This is a genomic window from Mycobacterium sp. E2462 (assembly GCF_001672685.1).
GTDB lineage: Bacteria > Actinomycetota > Actinomycetes > Mycobacteriales > Mycobacteriaceae > Mycobacterium.
This window is the reverse complement of sequence record NZ_LZKC01000141.1, coordinates 1-21,599: the sequence shown is the minus strand read 5'-3', so window position 1 is coordinate 21,599 and position 21,599 is coordinate 1. Positions and strand designations below refer to the sequence as shown.

The window sequence follows — 21,599 nt, the reverse complement described above, 5'->3', positions numbered from 1 at the left end:
GCTCATGGACCAGGCGGTCGTTCCGGGCCTGCACGGCAACCATCCGTACGAGCACGCGTTCCGCGAGGCGACAGCGCTGTCCGTCGGATCATCGGTGGGCCGACGATAGCTGCCACGACGCTGGTGGTGGCGACGCCCACGAGGACGACGGTGAAGTTCGACACCAGCAGCTGCATGCCGATGCCGTGGCGGCTGTGGGCTCGTGGCCCCGGCGCATTCCGAAGCAGCCGGCTGAACATCAGCCCACGCCCATGCGGTAGCCGACGCCGCGCACGGTCATCACGTATCGGGGGTGGCCAGGGTCGTCGCCGAGCTTGCGCCGCAGATGCCCCACGTGTACGTCGAGGAGGTTGTCGTTGCCCACCCAAGTCTCACCCCACACCGCGTCAAGTATCTGTCGGCGAGTGAGCACGGTGCGTGGACGCGCCGAGAGGGTCGCCAGCACGTCAAACTCCGTGCGGGTCAATAGGATCGGTGTCTGATCGAGGTGCACCTCGCGGCTATCGACGTCAATGCTGAGCGCGCCGAACCGCCTGGGCGGCGCGGCCGGCTGGGTGTGGTTCACGTCGGGCGCGGGGCTTCGGCGGGGTCGGCGCAGCATCGCGCGCACCCGCGCGATCAACTCGCGAGGGCTGAACGGCTTCGTCACATAGTCGTCGGCGCCGACCGAGAGCCCGATGATGGTGTCCACGTCGGCGTCCCGGGCGGTCAACATGACGACGTAGGCATCGGAGAACGTCCGCAACTGCCGGCACAGCTCCAGTCCGTCCAGGCCCGGAAGTCCGATGTCGAGGATGACCACGTGCGGGTCCACGTCCTTGGCCATGTGCAAAGCGTGCCGTCCGTCATGAGCGGCGAACACCTCGAACGCTTCGCGCCTGAGATAGCTGGCCACTAGTTCACACAACGGCACTTCGTCGTCGACCACCAGCGCGCGCAAATCCTGCGTTGCTGTGTCACCACTCATTCCTTGATCGTGCACCTCCCTGCGCCCGGCGGCTATGTCGGCACCGCTTCGCCGACGATCTTCAGTGAAACTTCAGACATCGAGGTCCGCCGTTACCCCGCGGGGTGGCATCACCGCGCATCCACGGGCAGAGCCGATAACCGCCCAACACCCGAAGTCGGGCTTGACCTCGGACACCAGCTGTCAGGAGGTCATGAGTTTTGACGGTCGGGTTTTGGCGGGCGAACACTTCTTCATCGAATCATCAGCAAACGATCGCCGAATACCTTGAAGGCGCAACGAGGATACGAACTTGCGGCGTTCAGCTCATGGGCGATGCCACCGACAGACGACCAGATGACCAGGCCACACCGCAGCACGCCCCAATCGCCCTTCGCCCATGACCTCCGGTCAGGCATCGTGCACCGTCAGAAATCACCGTGTCCCTCAAGGAAGGCCCAGCCCATGATCGTCACCTCCGTCGCCACCCACATAGAAAAATCGGCTGTCAGCGTGCAACGGGTAGGAAACCTGGTCAGCCGGTACGGCTTGGTCGTCGTGTTGGCCTGGATCGGGTTCGGCAAATTCGTCAAGATGGAGGCTCGTGTCCTCATCGAGCACAGCCCCCTAATGAGTTGGATCTATGACGTATTCAGCATCACTACCGTCGCGCGCGGACTGGGAACGATGGAAATCCTTGCGGCGCTACTCATTGCGCTGCGCCCGGTCTGGCCCAGCGCATCTGCCGCCGGGAGCGCTTTGGCCGTAGTCCTGTTTTTGGGCACGATCAGCTTTCTGTTCACCACCCCCGGCGTCGTGATGACCCATGCCGCCGGCGTACCGGTCCTTTCGGCGCAACCCGGGCAATTCCTGCTCAAAGACCTGGTGCTGCTCGGTGTAGCGATTTGGACTCTCGGTGACTCCCTGGGTCAGATGAAGACACACACGCTCGCCCGCCCGCCCGCGCCGGTGGCCTCGTAGCGAGCTGCAGGAGGTGAAGGAGTTGTTCGCCGCCAGCCGGCGCCGCGCCGACGTGGTGACCACCTGGACGTCATATCGGGAGTCGCGCAGGTAGCGCACCGGTGGTGTGGTCGGCGGCGACCTTGATCTCGTCGACCGCGCGCCTACCGCGGGCGGTGAGTTCGAGTTCATTAAGCCGACGGTCAGCCGGCGCCCTCCTGCGCCGAACTAAGCGGTTGCGCTCAAGTTCGTCGGCGGCTTCGAGGCGTAATGATTCACCGGCGCGCCGCCGGGGTGACCGACCACGAGGCGGTGATCGTCGCGTCCTTGAGCCTAGCTACTACCGAGCGTAGTATCTGCTTCCAACTCCCCGGCACAAGGAGGTGCATCGTGAAATGGAGTGTCGCTCAACTCGGGTTACTGATCATCTGTTCGTTTCATGTCATCCAGGCGGTGATCGGCCTCATCATCGAACCAAGCTTCGCGACCGGTGCCGACGCGCAGACTGTCCAACTGCTCGGCATGGACTACAACGGATGGCACGCCGTCGCAGGCCTTGCACTATTCCTTCCGGGCCTGGTGTTCTCGCTGCGAAAGTCGTGGGCGGTGCTCTATCTGATTCTTGCCGCGATATCCGGTGCGATACCCGGCATTTGGGCGTTCTTCTCTCATCGGGTCGCCTACGTGTTCACGTTCCCGCACAACGTCACCGACGGAGTAGTGCACCTCGTGACTGCGGCCATAATGCTTGTAGTGGCCGCCGTGCAAATCCGCCTCGACGGGGGGCTGAGAGACTCGCTCGCCGACCTACGCAGGACGCCGTAGACACGCGACTTGCCGCAAACCGCCTTGGCGACGACCTCGCCGCCCGCGTGCGCACAGTGAAATTAGTGACTAAGTCCGCGCCGAAGGGCTTTGGCTAGCATGTGGTGAACGTACGGCGCGACGTTGAGCCAGCACGTTGCTCGTCCACGAAGACCTGTACCCATCCACCCGGGACCACCTCCACTCAACGACATTCGGCATAGGATTGTTATCGCGCGCCCAAATGGCGATTTGTATACCAGCGGCGACTCCTCTGAGCAATTGTCAATACCTGTGGATCGGGGTGTTTCAGGCGACCTCCGTTTCGGTGTGCTGATCGCCGTCTGACGGTGGTGTCGGTGGGGTGATGTCGGTGGGTCGTTCGAGCAGTTTGCCTTTGTGGAAGACCGCTCCGGCGCGGACGAGGGCGACCAGATGTGGGGCGTTGACGGCCCGCCAGCGGGCTTGGGCGGCGTCGATCAGCTTGTAGGCCATGGCCAATCCAGCGGCCCGCGATCCCGGACCCTTGGTGACCTTCGTTCTCAAACGCACTGTGGCGAAGGTACTTTCGATCGGATTCGTGGTACGCAGATGGATCCAGTGCTCGGCGGGGTAGTGGTAGAACTCCAGCAGGACATCGAGGTCGTCGACAATCTTGGCGACCACTTTCGGGTACTTCGCGCCGAAGGCAACCGCGAAGGCCTTGACCGCGACCTGAGCTTTGTCGATGTCTTCGGCGTTGTAGATGTCCTTGATGGCCGCCAGCGCGGCCGGATGCGCTGACTTCGGCAGCCCGGCCAGGACGTTGGCCTGCTTGTGGAACCAGCAGCGCTGCTCCTTGGTCGACGGGAATACCTCCCGCACCGCCTTCCAGAACCCGAGCGCGCCATCGCCGACGGCCAGCACTGGGGCGGTCATGCCGCGGCGTTTGCAGTCGCGCAGCAGATCCGCCCACGACTCGCATGACTCCCGATAGCCGTCGGTGATCGCCACGAGCTCTTTGCGGCCGTCAGCGCGCACGCCGAGCATCACCAGCAGGCACAGCTTCTCCTGGTCCAGGCGGACCTTGAGGTGAATGCCGTCGACCCACAGGTAGACGTAGTCGCTGCCGGACAGGTCCCGGGCAGCGAACGTACGGGCTTCGTCTTGCCACTGCGCGGTCAGACGGGTGATCGTGGTGGCCGACAACCCGGCACCCGAGCCGAGGAACTGCTCGAGTGCGGGCCCGAAGTCGCTGGTCGATAGGCCGTGCAGATACAGCAGCGGCAGCACCTCACTCATCTGCGGAGACTTGCGTGCCCAGGCCGGCAGGATCGCCGAGGAAAACCGCTGCCGCTCGCCAGAATCGGGGTCGACACGGCGATCGTTGACCCGCGGCGCCTTCACCTGCACGGCACCGGCCGCGGTCAACACCTCACGCGGCTGGTGATAGCCGTTGCGGACCACCAGTCGGTGACCGTTCTCGTCGAGCTGATCAGCGAATGCGGCTACGTACGCGGCGACCTCGGCCTGCAGTGCAGCGGCCAACATCTGCCGGGCTCCGTCGCGGACGATCTCGTCCAACAACGACCGGCCGGCCTCGCCGCCGTTGGCCTCCTCGGCATCGTGAACTACGGTGAGCATGGGCGTACCTTCCCAACCAGCGCGCCAACGCCGGTCTTGATCGAATACCTGATTCCGTGATGATCATCCTCGGGAAGGTGCGCCCACTTTCAGGCCGCCTCCTCGGGCCTTATCCACAGGTATTGATCATTGCTCGACTCCTCTCCAAGTCGGTCACAGGAAGAAGACTGCTCGATCGACATCGAACACAAACCCCTTCGGTCTGCGCTCCAAGGAAAGACCTGTCAGTCGGTCCCGACTCATCGGGGCGGGACCGCCGGCGCCTTTGGCGGGGCGGTCGAGGTTCCTCAGCTACCCCGCCGATTTCAGCGCCACGACTCGCGGATCTACGCGGTGGTTTGGCAGAAGCGGATCGTGTTGGAGAACGGATCGATGACTTCCATGGTGGGCCCACCGGGCGAGTCGACGTCGATGCCGGGGTTGATCCGCTCGTATCCGGTGGCGTGGAGTTCTTTGTGCAGTGCGGTGATATCGCTGACCGGTACCCACACGGTTGAGCCGGGGGTGCCGTCGCCGTGGTGTTCGGACAGGTCAAGGACGAACCGGTCGCGGCGTAACCGCATGTAGAGGATTGATTGTGCGAAGTCGAAGCGGTGTTCCCATTCGACGTTGAAGTGCAGATAGTCGATGTAGAACTCGCGGGCGCGGGCCTCGTCGAGGCTACGGAGCACAGGCACTGGTGCGCTCATGCCCCGCCGGGATGGAAGCCGCGCCGCGGCGGTGTTCCAATCTCGGAAACCGAGCTGTTGGGCCACGATCTCCAGCGCTCTGGAATGGGTGAGATCGCTGTCGGGCAGTTGGTCGCGCAGCACGCGGGCGGCGCGTTTGGCGTCGTCAAGGGTCAGATCCATCACTTCACCTACGTTTCGGGTGCGGGTGTGCAATTCAGTGCCCGCGTTGCTGAGCTGTCGAGGCACCGTTGCTGGTAGATGAGTGCGGTGGTGACCGATCGCGATGTGTTCACCTCACCGAACTTGTCTCGGCGCGGGCGGCGGGTCACATCGAACCCGTGTGCTGACGGTACGGGCTGTGAGTAGGGGTTTCAAGCCCAGCGGTCTGTACTCGTGGCTTGTTGATGTTCGCTTTGCCGGCCATCGCAGTGCTGGCACGAAAACCCACCCTCTGCGCCGACCCCACTTGGCGAGCCAACTCAGCTCTCCGCAACCCACAGGCATTCCCCTGCAAATCCCAGGCGCCTGTTGTCCCTTAACGCGCAGCTCTCCTGCCTCGCAACCTTGGGAGATTTGGACAGAACGAACACGAGGAGCAACGACCAAGCCGTGCCGCATTACGTGTTGCGTTGTGGTGCAACCGCTTTCGATACCGCCGGAATGTCCATCTCGTCGATATGTGCGCGCACTTCGACGATCGACACGAGCGCAACCTATCGACCTATCCACACGTCTTCCTGGGACGTCGCTATGTCGTGGGTTGTCAGCGCCACTCGTAGCGGCGGTCGCTCAGCGTGAGGTGAAGAGAGAGGCTGCCTTCATTGGGTTGCCAGTGATAGAGCACGAAGGTGCGGAGCCCGGATGTCGTGAAGGGGTCTTGGTTGGCGATGTCGAGGGCCGCGGATTCGTCGCTGGCGCGGAAGATCATGATTCCCGAGCCTCGCCGTACTCCGGGGCCGCTGAGCAGAGGCCCGGCCAGGAAGAGCTGATTACTGTCCTCCACCGACCGAACCCATTGCAGGTGGGTGGGCAGAATCTCGGCAATGTCGTCGTCGCTGGCGGTGTCCTCGGGGGTGCATACCGCCACCCAGTAGTCCTGGGTCGGGGGCGAGGAATGCTCTTGCCCTGGGGATTTCGAATCGGGTATTGAGTCCGGTGCCATCGTGTTCATCCTGACTTGGGTGGGATTCGGTAGGCCGTCTGATGTGACCGTTGTCGGTTTCAGGCGCATGTGGCCCGATTGGTGTTGGTCGGCGGGAACTATCTGCTGTCGCTGGCCAAACGTTCGATGGCGTCTTCGGCGGTAGGCGGTTCGCCGAACAGGTCGTGTTGGCGGGTCGTATCGGCCACATAGTTGCCGGTATCCATCCACGCGAACATTGCCGCCATGTCCTCGATGGTCGGTGAGAGCGGGCCCAGCAGTCGGCCGGCGATGCGGGTGATGGGTGACGGAATGGCCATGACGCGCATCGACCTCGTCATGGCGTTGCTGAGGAGCGTCGCAATTTCTGTGATGTCAACGGGTCGATCCCAGCCAATGTCGACGCGCTCGGCGTCGGCGGTGTCGGCGTCCACAGCTTCGGCGAGGTAGATCGCCAGGTCGGTGGTCAGCACGAAGGTCAGCGGCACATGAGTCTTACCCAGCCACAGGATGCGACCGGACTCAAAAGCGTTGCCGCCGTTGGTCATCACGCTGTCGACGAGGGCACCCGGTCGTAGCGCCACGAACGGGACACCCGACTCCTCCAATCGGTCTTCAGCGAGTTTCTTGGCCCAGAAGTGGGGGACCCCGGGGGTGCGGTCGCACGACAGGATGCTGGTGAGCACGAACTTCGGCACTCCGACCTCACGGGCGGCGTCGACGAGGTTGGTGTTGCCTTCGCCATCGATGCGCCGGGCGCTGCGGCCGCTTTGCGGAAATCCTGCAGCGGTGGATACCACGGCGCCGACGTCGGCCATGGCGGCGCGTAACGAGGCGGGATTAAGCATGTCACCGCGAGCGATCTGCACGCCGCGCCGCTGCAGGTTCGTGACGTCCTTGCCGGGGCGAACCAGGGCGCGCACTTCCTTGCCGCGTGCCAGAAGATTGGTGACCACGTGACCGCCCAACCGTCCGGTGGCGCCGACGACCAGTACCGGTCCGGATGGACGGGCAATTCCGTTGTTCACCTGACGATCTACCTTTCATCGGAGATGTTGTGAGGGCACCCGAGGCGTGGGCGGTCGGCGGTTGCCTAGTGCTCCGTTTTGCGGGTGGTGGGGTGATCAGCGGTGCCGCCGGGGGACCAGTCGCCAGTCAGGTTCATGCTCCACGACGTCGTGGGCGTGATCTGGAGGATCTGCTGACCATCACGGTCGACGAGTTCGGCGGTGCCGTAGATGCGGATAAACCGTGGCGTCCACGGCTGAATGGTCTTGAGATCGTCGATAATCAAGGCGGCCTTGTCATTGCCGTCGCGCACGTTGCGCGCCCGGCGGGTGTTGGTCGGGTTAAAGCCACCGATGCTGAATGTGAAGCCGTCGAAGTCGAACACCACAGCGGAAACGTCAGGTTGCCCATCACCGGAGACGGTGGCAATGCGCGCGAGGTGTTGAGAGTTGATGTAGGTGACCTCTTCGGGGGTGAATGTCATGGCGGTGCTTATCTGACCTTTGGTGAGTCGTGATCGTCGGTGACGCTGTCGTCGGAAGGGAACGTTGCCTCCCACCGAGGCCGTTGACCAGAGACCGGATCGACCGTAGGAACGGCAGTACCACCCTGTTGGGGTGGCTCCCCGTCACAATGGCGGGATGATGCGCAACGATTCGGGTCTCGGCGCTACCGTGCGCGCCTGGCGCGATCGTCTCGATCCCACCGCAGTGGGACTAAGTCCTGACGGTGCCCGCCGAGCATTGGGCCTGCGCCGCGAGGAACTGGCCAGCCTGACCGGCATCTCCGTGGATTACCTCGTCCGGCTCGAACAGGGGCGCGCCGAGCACCCATCACCAGCGGTGGTTGCCGCGTTGGGGCGGGCGTTGCAGCTCAACGAAGCCGAACGGGACCACCTCTACCGGCTGGCGCACCTCATCCCGCCGGGGCCCGAGGAAGTATCCGACGAGATCCCCCACGGGGTAAAGCGCGTGCTGAGCCGACTCGGCGACGTGGCCGTCGCCGTGTTCGCCGCCGACTGGCAGATGATCTGGTGGAACCGCAGCTGGTCATCGTTGGTCGGTGATCCGGCCGAGACTCCGCCGGCATTGCGCAATTTCGCCCGCGACACCTTTCCCACCGGTGACAGCCGACCAGGCCTGTGCCGGTCCGCGAGCACGCCCGGTCGTGAAGCACTCGAGATCGCCGTTGTGTCCGATCTGCGGCGCGCCACTGGACGCTTCCCCCACAGCGCGCGATTGACCACCCTCATCCGACAACTCACCGCGGGCAATCCACGCTTCGCCGCTCTTTGGGAATCGGGCATCGTGGGCGTACACGTCGAGGATCACAAGATCATCGATCACCCCACAGCCGGCGAGATCTCGGTCGACTGCGACATCCTCACCACCGGCGACGCCGAGCACAAAATCGTCATCCTGACCGCGTCGCCCGACACCGAGGACGACGCCAAGGTGCGACGGATGCTCCAACACAGCTAAACGTCTCGCTCGGCGTCTCATTTGTGGCGAAGCGATGGGCTCACATCCTGCCTCGCGTGAGACCAGCGAAGGAGCGCGGACTCGCCTTCAACGGCTGATGATGATCGAAGCCGGCCGGTTGTCTTGTGCCGAAGTTATGTTCGCTGCCGGGCTAATACTTCCTTGAAGAGTTTGATCACCCCCTCCGGTGCGCCGGTGCCAAAGATCGTCTCCATTGTCTGGTGCGCGGCGATGGCTGCTGCCTCGTTGCGCGGAAATGCGATCTCTTCATACTTCTTTAGCGCCACTTCGGGCTGTTGCAGGTGCGTGGCAAGGGCTTCGCCGAGTTCGGCACCGTCGAGCATGGCAAGGTTCGCACCGTCGCCTCCGGGGACGGTGAGGTGCGCGGCATCGCCAAGAAGGGTCACGCCGGGGGTGCGGTTCCAACGGTGGCGGTCGGGAAGTTGATGGATCTTGCGCAGAACGGGCGATCCGTCGCCTTGCAGGATCAGCGCTGTCAGCCTTGGGGACCAGCCGTCGAACTCAGCGGCGATTCGAGAGCGGGCGGTGATCGGCTCCGTGAAGTCAATCTGGTCAAACCAGTCCACGGGGCGGCGCAAGATCACGTATGTGTGGACCACATTGCCGACCTCGCGATGCGCCAGTAGTGCTTTGCCAGGCATAACGCAGTAGAGCGCGCCGTCTCCGACGGTCTCGACGACCTCTGGATGCTCCCGATCTGCGTTGAAAATGTAGGTGTCGATGTAGCTCAGCCCCGCATAGACGGGCTGTTCCTTGGACAGCAGGGGGCGCACAGCGGACCACGCCCCGTCAGCGCCGATAAGAACATCGGTGAGCGTACGTGAGCCGTCGGAGAACACGAGTTCATGCCGCCCAGCGCCGTCTATGGGGTTCGCTGACAGGAGCTTTCGGCCCCATTGCACAGCATCGTCGGGCAATGATTCGAGGAGGATGCGGCGAATGTCACCGCGTAGCGCCTCAGGACGCGTCATCGACCCGTCGTCAGGAACCTCGACCAGTACATTGCCGCGGGTGTCATAGACCCGCCGAGCACCGCCGCCGCGATGGATGATGCCGCGGTACTGCTCAGTGAGCCCCGCGATGTCCAGCGCACGCTGACCAGTATGTTCGTGCAGATCTAGCTGGCCACCTTGCGTTCGAACACTCGGCGAGGCTTCACCTTCATAGACCGTGGCACGAACGCCCGCGACGTGTAAGACACGCGCAAGTGTTAGGCCGCCAAGGCCGGCACCGATGATGGAGATCCTGGGGACCATGACGGTATTCCTGTCAGACGATGATCGGAACGAACTCGGTCCGGCGGCAAGCGTGTTCGGGCCACATCAGCGCATCCGCCCCCGCACCCGCAACGCGCCGCTCGTATTCCGCCACCTTCTCATACCGTCGCGCAAGCTTGCGCCGTCTGATATCTAGAGAAACGAGGTCGATCACATCCTGTCTCGCCGATCTGCCTGAGAAGGTCTTATTTGGCGCGCGATCGAGGGCGAGCGCGGCCAGGCTACTTACTCTGGCTAGGTGTCCGACCCAATGCATTTCAACGATCGGTCCGATCTCTATCGGAAATTCAGGCCGCCGTATCCCGCTGATCTCTGGCAGCGGGTACAGGACACCGGTTTGGTGGGGCATGGTCGCCGCGCGCTCGACCTAGGTGCCGGAACCGGCGAAGCCACCGGCCCGTTACTGGCCGAAGGCATGGAGGTCGTCGCGGTCGAACCGGGTCGCCAGCTCGCTTCCGCTCTTGCCGCAGCCCACCCCGACGCTCAACTGTTGACTTCACGAGCTGAGGACGTCGATTTCGGTGAGTCAGTGTTCGATCTCGTCGTTGCCGCGACGTCTTTTCACTGGATGAACCTCGATGTGCTCGCACCAAAGATCGATCGTTGGCTCAAGCCAGGTGGACGTCTATTAGTGTGGCGCAGTGTCTTTGGTGATCCTTCCGTGGCTGTAAGCCCATTTCGGGCCGTTATCCAGAAGATCGTGGCACGTCGACCGACACCCGAGCGCACTGGCAAACCCGAAGATGTCGACGCGACCGCGTACAAGCTGAGATCGACCGGATTTTTCGTCATTGACGACATCTGCGCCTACCGGTGGAGCACCGCCCTAAACGCAGATCAGATTCATGGCCTCTTCAGTACATTCAGCGACTGGTCACCTGAAGAAGTCGACGAAGCGACCGCCGGCGCTCGCTCACTCGGCGGAGAAGTCGTCGAGCACTACACATCCTGGCTCATCATCGCGTCCCCACGGGCAAGCCCTAGGGGTAGCGGCGCGACGGAATGAAAAGGGGTCTCTCGTTTTAAAGAAACGAGACACCCCTTTGTTCGCCACTCCCCCGGGGCCTTATACCGGGTCGCAGCGTCTCATATCTTGTCTCACATTGCCTTTCGCACACATCCCGCTTCCCCGGTCGAAGCCACGGCGCACTCCGGACGAGGCTCTACCGGGCGCAAAGACTCGTATCACCGAGCCATGTTGGTGAAGCGCGACAGGTGCAGCTGGTGCGCCACGGTGACCGTCTTGGTGGGGCCGTTACGGTGTTTGGCGAGAATGAAATCCGCCTCTCCCCCGCGCGGGTCGTCGCGCTCGAAGGCGTCGGGTCGGTTCAACAGGATCACCATGTCGGCGTCCTGTTCCAACGATCCCGACTCGCGCAGGTCGGACAGCATCGGCTTCTTGTCCGTGCGCTGCTCGGGACCGCGATTGAGCTGGCTGATCGCCACCACCGGGACCTCGAGTTCCTTGGCCAACAGCTTGAGGTGGCGGGAGAACTCAGACACCTCGAGCTGCCGCGACTCGACCTTCTTGCCCGAGGACATCAGCTGCAGATAGTCGACCACGACCAGGCGCAGGTCGGCCTTCTGTTTCAGCCGGCGCGCCTTCGCGCGGATCTCCATCATCGTCAGATTGGGGGAATCGTCGATGTACAGCGGCGCCTCGCTGATTTCGCTCATTCGCCGCGCCAACCGGGTCCAGTCCTCGTCGCTCATGCGACCCGAGCGCATGTCGGCAAGCTTGATCTTCGCCTCCGCCGACAGCAGCCGCATGACGATCTCGGACTTGCTCATCTCCAGCGAGAAGATGACGCTGGCCAAGCGGTGCTTGATCGAGCAGGACCGCAAGAAATCCAATCCCAGTGTCGATTTCCCGACACCGGGCCTGGCGGCCACGATGATCATCTGCCCGCCGTGCAGGCCGTTGGTGACCTCGTCGAGCTCGGTGAAACCGGTCGGCACGCCGCGCGCGACGCCGCCGTTGGAGGCGATGGCGTCGATCTCGTCCATGGTCGGCTGCAACAGGTCCTCGAGCGGGACGAAGTCCTCCGAGGTCCGCCGCTCGGCGACCTCGTAGATCTCCGCCTGCGCGCGATCCACCACCTCGGCCACGTCGGCGCCCTCGGCGCCCGCGTAGCCGTACTGCACAACGCGGGTGCCGGCCTCGACGAGCCGGCGCAGGAGGGCCTTCTCGGCGACGATGGTCGCGTAGTACCCCGCGTTGGCGGCCGTGGGCACCGTCGAAATCAGCGTGTGCAGATACGGGGCGCCGCCGATGCGGCGCAACAGGTTGCGGCGGTCGAGTTCGGCGGCGACGGTGACCGCGTCGGCCGGCTCCCCCCGCCCATAGAGGTCCAGAATGGCGTCGTACACGTTCTGATGGGCTGGCCGGTAGAAATCGCTCGGCCGCAGCCGCTCCAGCACGTCGGCGATCGCGTCTTTACTCAGCAGCATGCCGCCCAGCACCGCCTGCTCCGCCGCCAGGTCCTGCGGCGGCTGACGGCCGAAGTCCTCGCTGGGTGGCGACGACTCCGACGTCAGATCATCGACGACCGCCATGGCGCCCCTTCTCCCCCGATACGCATCCGAACATACATTCGATAGGCCTATTCTTCAGCGTAAAACACTGCGCCGACACTGTGTCCTGAAAGCACCCGCAAGCCCGGCGCCGGGACGACGTTAGACGTTGCTGGCTAGGAGGTGAAGGGGGCGCTGTTCATGAACTTGTGCATCACGTGTGCATTACCGTCGACACCGGTGTTGAGCGGGTTGTGGAGAACCTGTGGAACGAATTGAGCGACCGGGACATAGCTGCAGATACGGGCCATATAACGCCAGGAAAATCGTGTGGACAAGAATCTCCTCGGCGTGTCGCCGCAGGTTACCGCGCCGGGCGTGTTGGCTTGCGTCGACGTTTTCCCAGCGTTACGCCCGGGTAACGGGACCTCCGGGAATACACCCCAGAAATAGTTCGCCAGGGCGGCCGTCCGCGATCGGCGTCGGAGCGCGACGGGCACGCTTACGCAGCACAACGAAGTCCGGCGGCGGCCAAGGCTGGCCGCCGCCGGATACGAGCAAATGTCGGTGCCTTAGCTCGCGGCGACAACCTCGAGCGCGACCTCCACGTCGACGTCGGGGTGCAGGTGCACGGCGACCGGATGGGTGCCGACGGCCTTGATGTGCGACTTGGGCAGCCGCACGATCCGCTTGTCGAGGTTCGGGCCGCCGGAATTTTTGATGGCGGCCACGATGTCACCGGCGGTGACGGAACCGAACAGCTTCCCCGAGTCGGCCGCGGTCCGCACCGGCAGCTGGACGGGACCCAGCGCCTGGATGGCCGTCTTGAGTTCGTTGGCGTGCTCGAGGTCGCGGACCGCCTTGGTGTCGCGGGACCGGCGGATCTCGTCGGCCTGCTTCTGCGCGCCTCGCGAGGCCACGATCGCCAGGCCGCGAGGGAGCAGGAAGTTGCGGCCGTAGCCGTCTTTGACCTCAACCGTTTCGCCGACGGTACCGAGGTGGTCCACGTCAGCCGTGAGAATCAGCTTCATCGTTTCGTCTTTCGGTTGGGCGTCGGGGCTACCGCGCCGAGGAGGTGAAGGGCAGGAGCGCCACCTCGCGGGCGTTCTTCACCGCGATGGCGACGTCGCGCTGGTGCTGCACGCAGTTACCGGTGACGCGACGCGCCCTGATCTTGCCGCGCTCACTGATGTAGGTGCGCAGCAGCGCGGTGTCCTTATAGTCGATGTTCTGCCCCTTCTTCGCGCAGAAGACGCATTTGCGTGCCTTGACCGGCTTCTCCGGAGCCGGACGCCGCTTGTTGGACTTGGCCATGTCTGTCTTTCTTTCCTCTTACTGTCTGTGAAGTGTGTTCGGGTCAGAACGGGGGTTCGTCGTCGCCGCCGCCGAAAGATCCCGAGGCGGGCGCGCTGCCCCACGGGTCATCGGCCGGGGCGCTGCTCGCCGGGGCCGACTGGCGGGAACCGCCGCCGCCGCCGAAGCCGCCGCCACCACCGCCACCGCCGCCGCTGCGGCTGGCCTTGTTGACCTTGGCCGTCGCGTAGCGCAGCGAAGGCCCGATCTCGTCGACCTCGACCTCGACGACGGTGCGCTTCTCACCTTCGCGGGTCTCGAACGAACGCTGCTTGAGCCGGCCGGTGACGATCACCCGCGACCCCCGCGTCAGGCTCTCCGCCACGTTTTCGGCGGCCTCGCGCCAGATGTTGCACCGCAGGAAGAGCGCCTCGCCGTCTTTCCACTCGCCGCTTTGGCGGTCGTAGATGCGCGGCGTCGACGCCACCGTGAAGTTCGCGACCGCGGCCCCCGACGGGGTGAACCGCAGTTCGGGGTCGGCGGTCAGGTTTCCGATCACGGTGATAGTGGTGTCACCAGCCACAAGTTCCTCCTGGGTCCGCGTCTCCGACGGTGAATGGCATGAGCGTAGCCTCGCCGAGCCTACGCAGCTGCACCCCACGGCGGGTCCACGGCGCGGCCACGGCTGTTAGTGCTTGTCGGTGCGCATCACCTTGGTGCGCAGGACCGACTCGTTGAGGCTGAGCTGGCGGTCCAGCTCGGACACCGTCGCCGGCTCCGCCTTCAGGTCGATGACCACGTAGATGCCCTCGGCGTGCTTGGCGATCTCGTAGGCCAACCGGCGGCGGCCCCAGATGTCGACCTTGTCGACGCTCCCGCCGTCCTTGCGGACGACGTTGAGAAACGTCTCCAGGGACGGAGCAACGGTGCGCTCGTCGAGCGTGGGGTCAAGAATGACCATGATTTCGTATGGACGCATGGAAACCTCACCACCTCCTCTGGTCTTGACGGCCGCGGTCGATCCGCGGCAGGAGGGTCGCCTGCGTCGGCAACCGCACCAGGCTACCGGACAGCGGGCCGACCGGAGAAATCCAGCCGAGCGGCTATGAGGTGGCTGCCACCGCCACCACCTGGGTATGGGGGTCGCCTGCAGGCAGCCAATACCTTCCGGACCGCGTCTCCGGCGCCATGACGCCCCGCGACAGCGCCTCGACGGCGGCGCGCACCGCGGGCCGTTCGTCGGCGCGCCGACGCACCAGGGACCAGGTCCATATCGGAACCGGGTCGACGATCCTCGACTTGACCATGTCCTTGGGTAGCGAGTCGAACGCGCCCTTCGGTGCCTTCAGGGTTGGCCGGCGCGCCCGCCGCGCGTGATGCAGGAACGCCCGGCCCGTCAGGCCGCCGTCCTCGATGTTCACGATCGTCGCCTCGGTGGCGCGGGCGAACTCCTCGGCGAACGAATTCCACGACTTCCAACTGCTGGTGTCGGCATCGACCAACACCGCGGTGCTCGACGCCCGCGTCGGAGCGATGTCCGATGCGGCGCCAATCGCGTAGAGCGGATCAACCTCGACCAGGTGGGCGGCCAGGCCGAGCGCTTGCAGATCGGCCCTGTCGACGTGACAGATCGCCAGATCGAGATTGCCGGCGGCCACCCGGGCGGCTTGGGCGTGCGACGGCATCACCCAGCTGTCGACGTTGATCGAGGCCACCCGCGACAACCGCTCGATCCACTCTGGGCGGCAGCGGTCGACCAGGCCGAGGCGAATGGTCTGCGTGCATCCCAAATCGCGGACGCGCCTGCTCAATTCGTCGGCGTGGGTGAGCAGCGCGCGCGCTTGCGGCAGCAGCGCGGAGCCGATGGGCGTGAGGGTGACCGAATGCCGGTTGCGCTCAAACAGTTGCGCTTTGAGCTCGCCCTCCAGGAGCTTGATCTGTTGGGACAGTGACGGTCCCGCTATTCGCAAGCGCCGAGCCGCGCGCGCGTAACTGAGTTCCTCCGCCACCGCGACGAAGTAGCCCAGCCGGCGCAAGTTGACGCTCTGACGTTCGTTGGCCAAGCACTGCACCCATCTGCTCTACGTCGGTGTGAATCCTCGACGAGGCGATCACCGTGCCTTTGACGATAAAAACGTTGCCCCGGAGGGACTACCGGAAATGCGCACGGCATCCCGCGCGCGGCGCAGCACCCGCGATCGAGCTACCGGTCAGGCGAAACCGACGCCACCGACGCGGCGACTTCTGCGCTGTCCGCGGTGCGCTCGGCGGTCGCCGAGCGGCGCAAGGCCGCCGGCCGCAACCGGTCCGGCAACCACCGCGGCGGGTCGTCCGGCGCCCGGTCGAAGGGGCCCCCAGCCGGATCGTCCACGCGACCGCCCCACCGCACCAGATCCTCGTCCGGGCGGTAAATCTGCCTAATCACCAACGCGCACAATGCCATCACCGCGACATCACGGGCCAGCACGGTGGTGGTGAAGAACTGCTCCGGTAGCGAACGGTTCGGGTTGCCGTACAGGTAGTACATGCGGGGCACCCAAACCAGCGCGTCAATCGTCATCCAGGCCAACAAGACTCGCCGATGCGGGACGGCCAGAACGGCCAACGGCACCAGCCACAACGAGAACTGCGGACTCCACACCTTGTTGGTGAGCAGGAACGCCGCCACCACCAGGAACACCAGCTGCGCCACCCGGGGCCGCCGCGGCGCCGTCAGCGCGACGAACGCGATGGCCGCGCAACAGGCCACGAAGGACACCGCAACCACCACGTTGAGCACCGTGGGCGGCTCCCAGAATCCGAGCTTCGGATCGAACCCGCGCCAGCCCGTGAACGACTTGACGACATTGTAGAGCGAGTCCATGTCGTCGCCGCGCCGGGTGTTGAGCCGGAAGAACTCCGACCACCCCCGCGGGAACAGCACCAGCACAGGCAGATTGACGGCGAGCCACGTCACGGCGGACGCCGCCGCGGTGCGGCCGAGCGCGCGCAGGCGCCCGGTCCGGATGCCGAGGACCAGCATGGGCCCCAAGAAGAGCAGCGGGTACAGCTTGGCCGCGGCGCCCAACCCGATCAGCACGCCCGCCGACACCGGTTTGCGTCGCGCCCAGGCAAGCAGCCCGGCCATCGCGAACGCCGTCGCGAGGGCGTCGAAGTTGGTGAAGATCTGAAAGATCACCACCGGCGAGGCAGCAACCAGCGCGGCGTCCCACACCCTGCGCCCGGCCAATCCGGCCGTAGCCCACACGGTGGCCAGCCACGCCAGCGCGAGCCCGAAGGCCGCCACGTCGAAGAACATCACCACCTCGGCCACCACGGGCAGCGGGGCGACCTTGCTCACCGCGGTGTAGGTCTTGGCCAGCGCCATCGACACGTACTGATACATGCCGGTCAGCACCGGATACTCCATGTACCGGACCGCGGGCCGGCCGTCGTAGCGGATCTGCTGGACGCCGGCCGCGTCGGTCTCCATCCAGCTCGACTTGTAGGGGAACTTGCCCTGACTCAACAGCTCCGCGCCGTAGAGCGGCACCGTGTCGGAGTAGCACAGCTCGTAATACGCGCGCTGGTTGTCCCAGTTGGCCACCCGCTGATCGCCGGTGCCACTGCCGGTGCTTTGCAGGCAGGCGGCCTTCGTCGACCAACCCAGCGCCAGGAACACCAGCGCGATGAGGAACATCACCCGCACCGGCGTCATCACCCGGGAACGCCCGATCAGCGCGTGCCGCCCCACCGGACCCCCCACCGCCTCGGCCAGGGCGGCCCCCAACGAGTCAGTGCGGCTCGGGCAGTCGCGATTGCCGACGCTGCGCAGATCGGCGGCCAGTCGCACCGGTGAGATGGGGGCGCTGCGCGGCGGGGCCTCGGTCACTGTCCCGGGGGCGGGGCTTGCGGGCCGCCCGGCGGAACGCCCGGTTCGAAACCGCCCGGCGGCCCACCGCCGGGCGCCGGCGGCGGCGCGGTGATCGTCGTGGGCGGACCGACCGGGATGGTGATCCCCGGGGCCACTTCGATGGTCGGCTGAATGACGGTTTCCGAGGGGGGCGGCGGGGGCGGCGGCGCCGCCGGAACACCCGCGTAACCGCCGATCTCGGTCGGTTTGGGGAACGACTCGTTCGGGGTGCCCTTCAGCGCACCGTCCATGGTGGCTTTCCAGATGTCCGACGGCAATCCCGAGCCGTACACCGGCCCACCCGACGCCGTGACCAGCGGCTGGTCCCCCTTCACGGTGCCCACCCAGACGGCCGTCGACAGCGACGGCGTGTAGCCCACCATCCAGGCGTCCTTGTTCGAGGTGGTGTCCCCGAACTGGGTGGTGCCGGTCTTGGCCGCCGACTTCCTGCCGCCGGCGAGCGCGTGGCCGCGCGAATAACTGGCGATGGGTTCCATGGCCGCGGTCACGTTGTCCGCGACGGCCTTCGGGATCCGCTGGTCGGTCTTGTTGTCCGCGTTACCCGCGTCGAACAGGACCTGCCCCTCGGAGTTGACCACCTTTTGCACCAGGTGCGGGCGGTGGTAGTCGCCGGAGTCAGCGAGGGTCGCATAGGCGGAGGCCATGTCGAGCACCCGCGTCTGATACTGGCCCAACACGACGCCGTTGTTGGGCGGTCCGCCCTTCCCGTCCTCGGACAGGGTGTGATCCACACCCGGGAAGCTCGTCGCGACGCCGGCCTGGTGCGCGGCGTCCGCGACGGCCTGCGGGCCGCCCTTGAGCTTGAGCATCAACCGGTAGTACGACGTGTTCAGGGACTGCTTGAGCGCCTGGGCGATGTTGCAGGTGCCGCAGTTCTCCCCGTCAACATTGGTGATCTTGATGCCGTCGACCGTCAGCGGCGAGCTGTCGACCTGGTAACCCAGTCCGATGCCTTGCTCGAGCGCGGCGACGAGGCAGAACACCTTGAACGAGGACCCGGTCTGCAGCCCGGCCTGCGCGAAGTCGAAGCCGTTGGCGTCCGCGCCCCCGTAATAGGCGCGTATCGCGCCGTTGTGGGGATCGATCGAGACGACCGCCGCGCGCATGTCGGGATCCTGGCCGTCCAGATACTTCGAGACCGCTTTCTCGGCCGCCTGCTGCGCCTTGGGGTCGATCGTGGTGGTGACCTGCAGACCCTGGGTGTTGAGAGTCTGCTCGTCGATGTTGAACAGCTCCATCAACTCTTTGGTGACCTGACGCTCGATCAACCCGTTGGGCCCCGTCGTCTGGTTCTGCGCGCGCGCCTGGTCGGGCGCCACGGTCTGCGGAAACACCTGTGCGGCCCGCTCACTCGGCGAGAGCGCCTTGGTCTCCACCATGCCGTCCAGCACCCAGTTCCAGCGCGCCACCGCGCCCTTGGGGTCGACGGCCGGGTCCAGCGTGGACGGCCGCCGGATCAACGCCGCCAGCAGCGCCCCCTCCGCGACGGTGAGCTGCTCGACGGGCTTGTCGAAGTACGCCTTGGCGGCCGCCGAGACGCCGTAGGCGCCGCGGCCGAAGTAGATGATGTTCAGGTAGGACTGCAGCACCTGGTCTTTCGACCACTCCCCCGACATCTTGGTCGCGATGACCAATTCCTTCGCCTTGCGCATCAGGCCGCTGAGCCCGTGCTGCGCGGAACCGACCAGCGCGTTCTTCACGTACTGCTGGGTGATCGTCGACCCGCCTTGCAGGTCGCCGGAGCCGAACAGGTTGTTGTCCACCGCGCGGGCGAAGCCGCTGAAGTCGAAGCCCGGGTTGGAATAGAAGTTGCGGTCCTCGGCCGCGATGACGGCCTGGCGTACCGGTACCGGCACCTGGTTGAGGTTGACGTCGACTCGGTTGCCTTCCGGGGGAATGATCGTCGCGATCTCCGAGCCGTCGCTGGCCAAGATCGTCGACACCTGGTTGGTGCGCAGGTCGCCCGGCTTGGGGATGTCGACGATGAAATAGGCCATGCCGAAGGTGACGATCGGCAACAGCACTAGCACGGCCGCGCACAGGTAGGCGCCCCGCCGGACCCACAGCCAATTGATGCGCTGCGTCCAACTCCAGTCGTTCCACGGCCTGGGCGCTGGACCGCTCGGTCCGCCGGGCCCACCACCGCCGGGTGGGGGCGGGCCGGCCGGCGGGCCACCGCCGAGGCCGGGGCCGTCGGGTCGCGGGGGCTTGGCCCCACGACTGTCGAGAGCGGCCTTGACCTCCTCGAGGGTGTCACGGCGCGGGGGCATCGGCGGCGGCCCGCTCGGCGCGGGCCCGCCGGCGTCGGGGCGGCCCCGCGGCGACCGGTCGTCGACTACCGCCGGCAAGACCGTGGTTTGGCGGTCGTCGGGCGGCGCCTGCCGACGGCGGCCAAGCACCGGCGGCGCCTCGGCGCCAACCCCGGGGCGGTCGCCGCTGTCCTCGTTGCCCACTCGCCCAGCCACAGGCGCACGCTCGTCACCGGACGACTGGCTGTGGCGTCCCTCGTTATTCACTGGCCGTGCGGGCGCCGTTGCGCGCCGTTCGGGTGCCGCGGCTGCCCCGTGGCGGAGGTGCGGTGCGCGCCGCGCCCAGGACGTAGGACTTCACCAGGTGATTCCAACTGCAGGTGCGGCACACCTCGACCACGTGGACCGCGAACTCCTCGAAACGGGTCGCCAGCATGACCAGCTCTTCGGCCGTGCGGGCCGACCCCGACACCGCGCCGAGGTGCTCCCCGAAGACCCAGGACACCAGCGTCAGCTGCTCTTTGCGGCAAATCGGGCACATCACCTTGCTGGGTTTGCCGTGAAACTTGGCGGCGCGCAGCAGATACGGGTTCGCGTCACACACCTCGGTCACGCCGGTGCGGCCCGAGTACACCTCGGCCAGCAGTGAGCGCCGCCGAAGCGCGTAGTCCACCACTTGTCGCTGCAGTCGCACGCCCACCAGAGTACGTCGCCATCCCAAGCACCGATACGCAACCAAACCGTTGTGGGTCGGCGGACGGAAAACCCCGCGGGCTTTCCGCACCCGAGCGGGCGCGGGCCTTCTACGATCAACCCCGTGCCCAAACGGCTCGGCGCGCCGCCCACGGCCGGGAAAACGGCGGCGACGCGCGCCAAGGACAGCGACCGGCAGGAGACGTGCGCCGCCCTGGACAACGCCCTCAATGACGGCGAGCTGTCCGCCGAGGAGCACCGCGAACGGGTTGGCGCCGCGACCAAGGCGGTGACCCTGGGCGACCTCCAGTCGCTGGTGAGCGACCTGCAAACCCAGACTGCACTGACGCCGCCCGCCGTCGCGGCGCCCCGGCTCCCGGAGCGCAACAGCTGGGCAGTGCTGGCCGCGGCGTTCGTCGTCTCGGTGCTGCTGGGCGTCGGGATCGGGTGGGGCCTGTACGGCAACACGCCGTCGCCGCTGAGCTTCACCAGCGCGCCGGCGGATCCCGGGGCCAAACCCGACGGCGTCGGCGCCGTCGTCCTCACCCCGCCGACCCAGCTGCATTCGGTCGGCGGCCTGACCGGGTTGTTGGAGCAGGCGCGCAACCGGTTCGGCGACACCGTCGGCTACCGGTTGGTGATCTATCCGACGTACGCGGTCCTGGACCGGCCGGACCCCTCGGACGACCGGCGCATCCTGACCTACACCTACCGCGGCGGTTGGGGCGATCCGACGAGCTCGGCTAGGAACGGCGCCGACGGACCGGTGCCGGCGGATCTGAGCAAGTTCGACGTGGCGAAGGCCGTGGGCATCATGCGCGGCGCACCCCAGACGCTGCACATCAAGCCGGCCGACGTGACGACCACCTACCTGATCGTCGAACCCGCCAAGGACCCCACCACCCCGGGCGCGCTGTCGCTGTCGCTGTATGTCTCCAGCGACTACGGTGGCGGCTACATCGTCTTCGCAGGTGACGGCAGATTGAGCTGCTTGATGGTTGTCTA

The 21,599-nt window shown here is 65.7% G+C and carries 21 protein-coding genes; 5 read left to right on the top strand and 16 right to left on the bottom strand.

The genetic code is table 11. From position 1 onward, the window contains the following. Window positions 1-238: 238 nt before the first annotated feature. Window positions 239-967, bottom strand: coding sequence for a response regulator transcription factor (locus A5714_RS06710; protein ID WP_068284023.1), 729 nt, complete (start codon window positions 965-967; stop codon window positions 239-241). Window positions 968-1,411: 444 nt separating this feature from the next. Here A5714_RS06710 and A5714_RS06705 point away from each other — a divergent pair, with 444 nt between their 5' ends. Beyond that, a complete protein-coding gene (locus tag A5714_RS06705) occupies window positions 1,412-1,927 on the top strand; it encodes a DUF417 family protein (RefSeq protein ID WP_068284020.1) in 516 nt (171 codons plus the stop codon). 369 nt (window positions 1,928-2,296) lie between these two features. Next, window positions 2,297-2,731, top strand: coding sequence for a DUF4383 domain-containing protein (locus A5714_RS06700; RefSeq protein ID WP_068284037.1), 435 nt, complete (start codon window positions 2,297-2,299; stop codon window positions 2,729-2,731). A 288-nt stretch (window positions 2,732-3,019) separates the two neighbouring features. On the opposite strand, the gene A5714_RS06695 is transcribed toward A5714_RS06700, so the two are convergent. The 5 genes from A5714_RS06695 to A5714_RS06675 form a co-directional block, all read right to left on the bottom strand. Continuing rightward, window positions 3,020-4,333 (bottom strand): IS256 family transposase, encoded by a 1,314-nt coding sequence (locus A5714_RS06695; protein WP_024455803.1) that lies wholly within the window; start codon window positions 4,331-4,333, stop codon window positions 3,020-3,022. Window positions 4,334-4,659: 326 nt separating this feature from the next. Next, window positions 4,660-5,184 (bottom strand): glyoxalase superfamily protein, encoded by a 525-nt coding sequence (locus tag A5714_RS06690; RefSeq protein ID WP_068284017.1) that lies wholly within the window; start codon window positions 5,182-5,184, stop codon window positions 4,660-4,662. A gap of 583 nt (window positions 5,185-5,767) precedes the next feature. Further along, complete coding sequence (locus A5714_RS06685; protein ID WP_197513587.1) at window positions 5,768-6,175, bottom strand: YciI family protein; 408 nt, start codon at window positions 6,173-6,175, stop codon at window positions 5,768-5,770. Between the two features lie 89 nt (window positions 6,176-6,264). Beyond that, on the bottom strand, window positions 6,265-7,173 hold the full coding sequence (locus A5714_RS06680) for an SDR family oxidoreductase (protein ID WP_197513586.1): 909 nt from the start codon (window positions 7,171-7,173) through the stop codon (window positions 6,265-6,267). Window positions 7,174-7,238: 65 nt separating this feature from the next. Further along, complete coding sequence (locus tag A5714_RS06675) at window positions 7,239-7,637, bottom strand: PPOX class F420-dependent oxidoreductase (protein WP_068284014.1); 399 nt, start codon at window positions 7,635-7,637, stop codon at window positions 7,239-7,241. 157 nt (window positions 7,638-7,794) lie between these two features. Between A5714_RS06675 and A5714_RS06670 the strand changes: the two genes are divergently transcribed. Continuing rightward, complete coding sequence (locus tag A5714_RS06670; RefSeq protein ID WP_068284012.1) at window positions 7,795-8,634, top strand: helix-turn-helix transcriptional regulator; 840 nt, start codon at window positions 7,795-7,797, stop codon at window positions 8,632-8,634. 134 nt (window positions 8,635-8,768) lie between these two features. On the opposite strand, the gene A5714_RS06665 is transcribed toward A5714_RS06670, so the two are convergent. Further along, entirely contained in the window at window positions 8,769-9,911 is a 1,143-nt protein-coding gene (locus A5714_RS06665) for an NAD(P)/FAD-dependent oxidoreductase (protein ID WP_068284009.1), read from the bottom strand. A gap of 259 nt (window positions 9,912-10,170) precedes the next feature. On the opposite strand from A5714_RS06665, the gene A5714_RS25175 reads away from it, so the two are divergent. Beyond that, window positions 10,171-10,938 (top strand): trans-aconitate 2-methyltransferase, encoded by a 768-nt coding sequence (locus tag A5714_RS25175; RefSeq protein ID WP_082959600.1) that lies wholly within the window; start codon window positions 10,171-10,173, stop codon window positions 10,936-10,938. Between the two features lie 179 nt (window positions 10,939-11,117). On the opposite strand, the gene dnaB is transcribed toward A5714_RS25175, so the two are convergent. The 9 genes from dnaB to A5714_RS06620 all read right to left on the bottom strand — a co-directional run bounded on the left by dnaB (window position 11,118) and on the right by A5714_RS06620 (window position 20,595). Beyond that, window positions 11,118-12,488 carry a replicative DNA helicase gene (gene dnaB / locus A5714_RS06660; RefSeq protein ID WP_068070737.1) on the bottom strand — a complete coding sequence of 457 codons (1,371 nt, stop codon included), beginning with the start codon at window positions 12,486-12,488 and terminating at the stop codon, window positions 11,118-11,120. Between the two features lie 530 nt (window positions 12,489-13,018). Further along, window positions 13,019-13,477: a 50S ribosomal protein L9 gene (gene rplI, locus A5714_RS06655; RefSeq protein WP_068284006.1), complete on the bottom strand. Its 459-nt coding sequence runs from the start codon at window positions 13,475-13,477 to the stop codon at window positions 13,019-13,021. Window positions 13,478-13,505: 28 nt separating this feature from the next. Then, a complete protein-coding gene (gene rpsR / locus A5714_RS06650; RefSeq protein ID WP_068070739.1) occupies window positions 13,506-13,760 on the bottom strand; it encodes a 30S ribosomal protein S18 in 255 nt (84 codons plus the stop codon). Between the two features lie 43 nt (window positions 13,761-13,803). Then, entirely contained in the window at window positions 13,804-14,322 is a 519-nt protein-coding gene (locus A5714_RS06645) for a single-stranded DNA-binding protein (RefSeq protein WP_068070740.1), read from the bottom strand. 105 nt (window positions 14,323-14,427) lie between these two features. Next, the gene (gene rpsF, locus A5714_RS06640; RefSeq protein WP_068070741.1) at window positions 14,428-14,718 is read right to left on the bottom strand and encodes a 30S ribosomal protein S6; all 291 of its coding nucleotides are present in this window, start codon (window positions 14,716-14,718) and stop codon (window positions 14,428-14,430) included. Between the two features lie 124 nt (window positions 14,719-14,842). Next, window positions 14,843-15,802, bottom strand: a complete 960-nt coding sequence (locus tag A5714_RS27420; RefSeq protein ID WP_068284026.1) for a LysR family transcriptional regulator — start codon at window positions 15,800-15,802, stop codon at window positions 14,843-14,845. A gap of 140 nt (window positions 15,803-15,942) precedes the next feature. Next, the gene (locus A5714_RS06630; protein WP_068284004.1) at window positions 15,943-17,610 is read right to left on the bottom strand and encodes a glycosyltransferase family 87 protein; all 1,668 of its coding nucleotides are present in this window, start codon (window positions 17,608-17,610) and stop codon (window positions 15,943-15,945) included. Next, a complete protein-coding gene (locus A5714_RS06625) occupies window positions 17,607-20,168 on the bottom strand; it encodes a transglycosylase domain-containing protein (RefSeq protein WP_369829425.1) in 2,562 nt (853 codons plus the stop codon). Before A5714_RS06625 ends, A5714_RS06630 begins: the two co-directional genes overlap by 4 nt. Beyond that, window positions 20,161-20,595: a DUF5318 family protein gene (locus A5714_RS06620; RefSeq protein WP_197502854.1), complete on the bottom strand. Its 435-nt coding sequence runs from the start codon at window positions 20,593-20,595 to the stop codon at window positions 20,161-20,163. The genes A5714_RS06625 and A5714_RS06620 overlap by 8 nt, the downstream gene beginning before the upstream one ends. Before the next feature lie 123 nt (window positions 20,596-20,718). Here A5714_RS06620 and A5714_RS06615 point away from each other — a divergent pair. Further along, a partial coding sequence (locus tag A5714_RS06615) for a DUF1707 domain-containing protein (RefSeq protein ID WP_068283999.1) occupies window positions 20,719-21,599 on the top strand: 881 nt, incomplete at its 3' end.

Excerpts from the sequence above, each read along its gene's own strand:
- A5714_RS06690 (WP_068284017.1), bottom strand. The coding sequence starts at position 5,184 with ATGGATCTGACCCTTGACGACGCCAAACGCGCCGCCCGCGTGCTGCGC.
- A5714_RS06705 (WP_068284020.1), top strand. The coding sequence starts at position 1,412 with ATGATCGTCACCTCCGTCGCCACCCACATAGAAAAATCGGCTGTCAGC.
- rpsF (WP_068070741.1), bottom strand. The coding sequence starts at position 14,718 with ATGCGTCCATACGAAATCATGGTCATTCTTGACCCCACGCTCGACGAG.
- A5714_RS06695 (WP_024455803.1), bottom strand. The coding sequence starts at position 4,333 with ATGCTCACCGTAGTTCACGATGCCGAGGAGGCCAACGGCGGCGAGGCC.
- A5714_RS06710 (WP_068284023.1), bottom strand. The coding sequence starts at position 967 with ATGAGTGGTGACACAGCAACGCAGGATTTGCGCGCGCTGGTGGTCGAC.
- rpsR (WP_068070739.1), bottom strand. The coding sequence starts at position 13,760 with ATGGCCAAGTCCAACAAGCGGCGTCCGGCTCCGGAGAAGCCGGTCAAG.
- A5714_RS06685 (WP_197513587.1), bottom strand. The coding sequence starts at position 6,175 with ATGAACACGATGGCACCGGACTCAATACCCGATTCGAAATCCCCAGGG.
- dnaB (WP_068070737.1), bottom strand. The coding sequence starts at position 12,488 with ATGGCGGTCGTCGATGATCTGACGTCGGAGTCGTCGCCACCCAGCGAG.
- A5714_RS06665 (WP_068284009.1), bottom strand. The coding sequence starts at position 9,911 with ATGGTCCCCAGGATCTCCATCATCGGTGCCGGCCTTGGCGGCCTAACA.
- rplI (WP_068284006.1), bottom strand. The coding sequence starts at position 13,477 with ATGAAGCTGATTCTCACGGCTGACGTGGACCACCTCGGTACCGTCGGC.
- A5714_RS06670 (WP_068284012.1), top strand. The coding sequence starts at position 7,795 with ATGATGCGCAACGATTCGGGTCTCGGCGCTACCGTGCGCGCCTGGCGC.
- A5714_RS06675 (WP_068284014.1), bottom strand. The coding sequence starts at position 7,637 with ATGACATTCACCCCCGAAGAGGTCACCTACATCAACTCTCAACACCTC.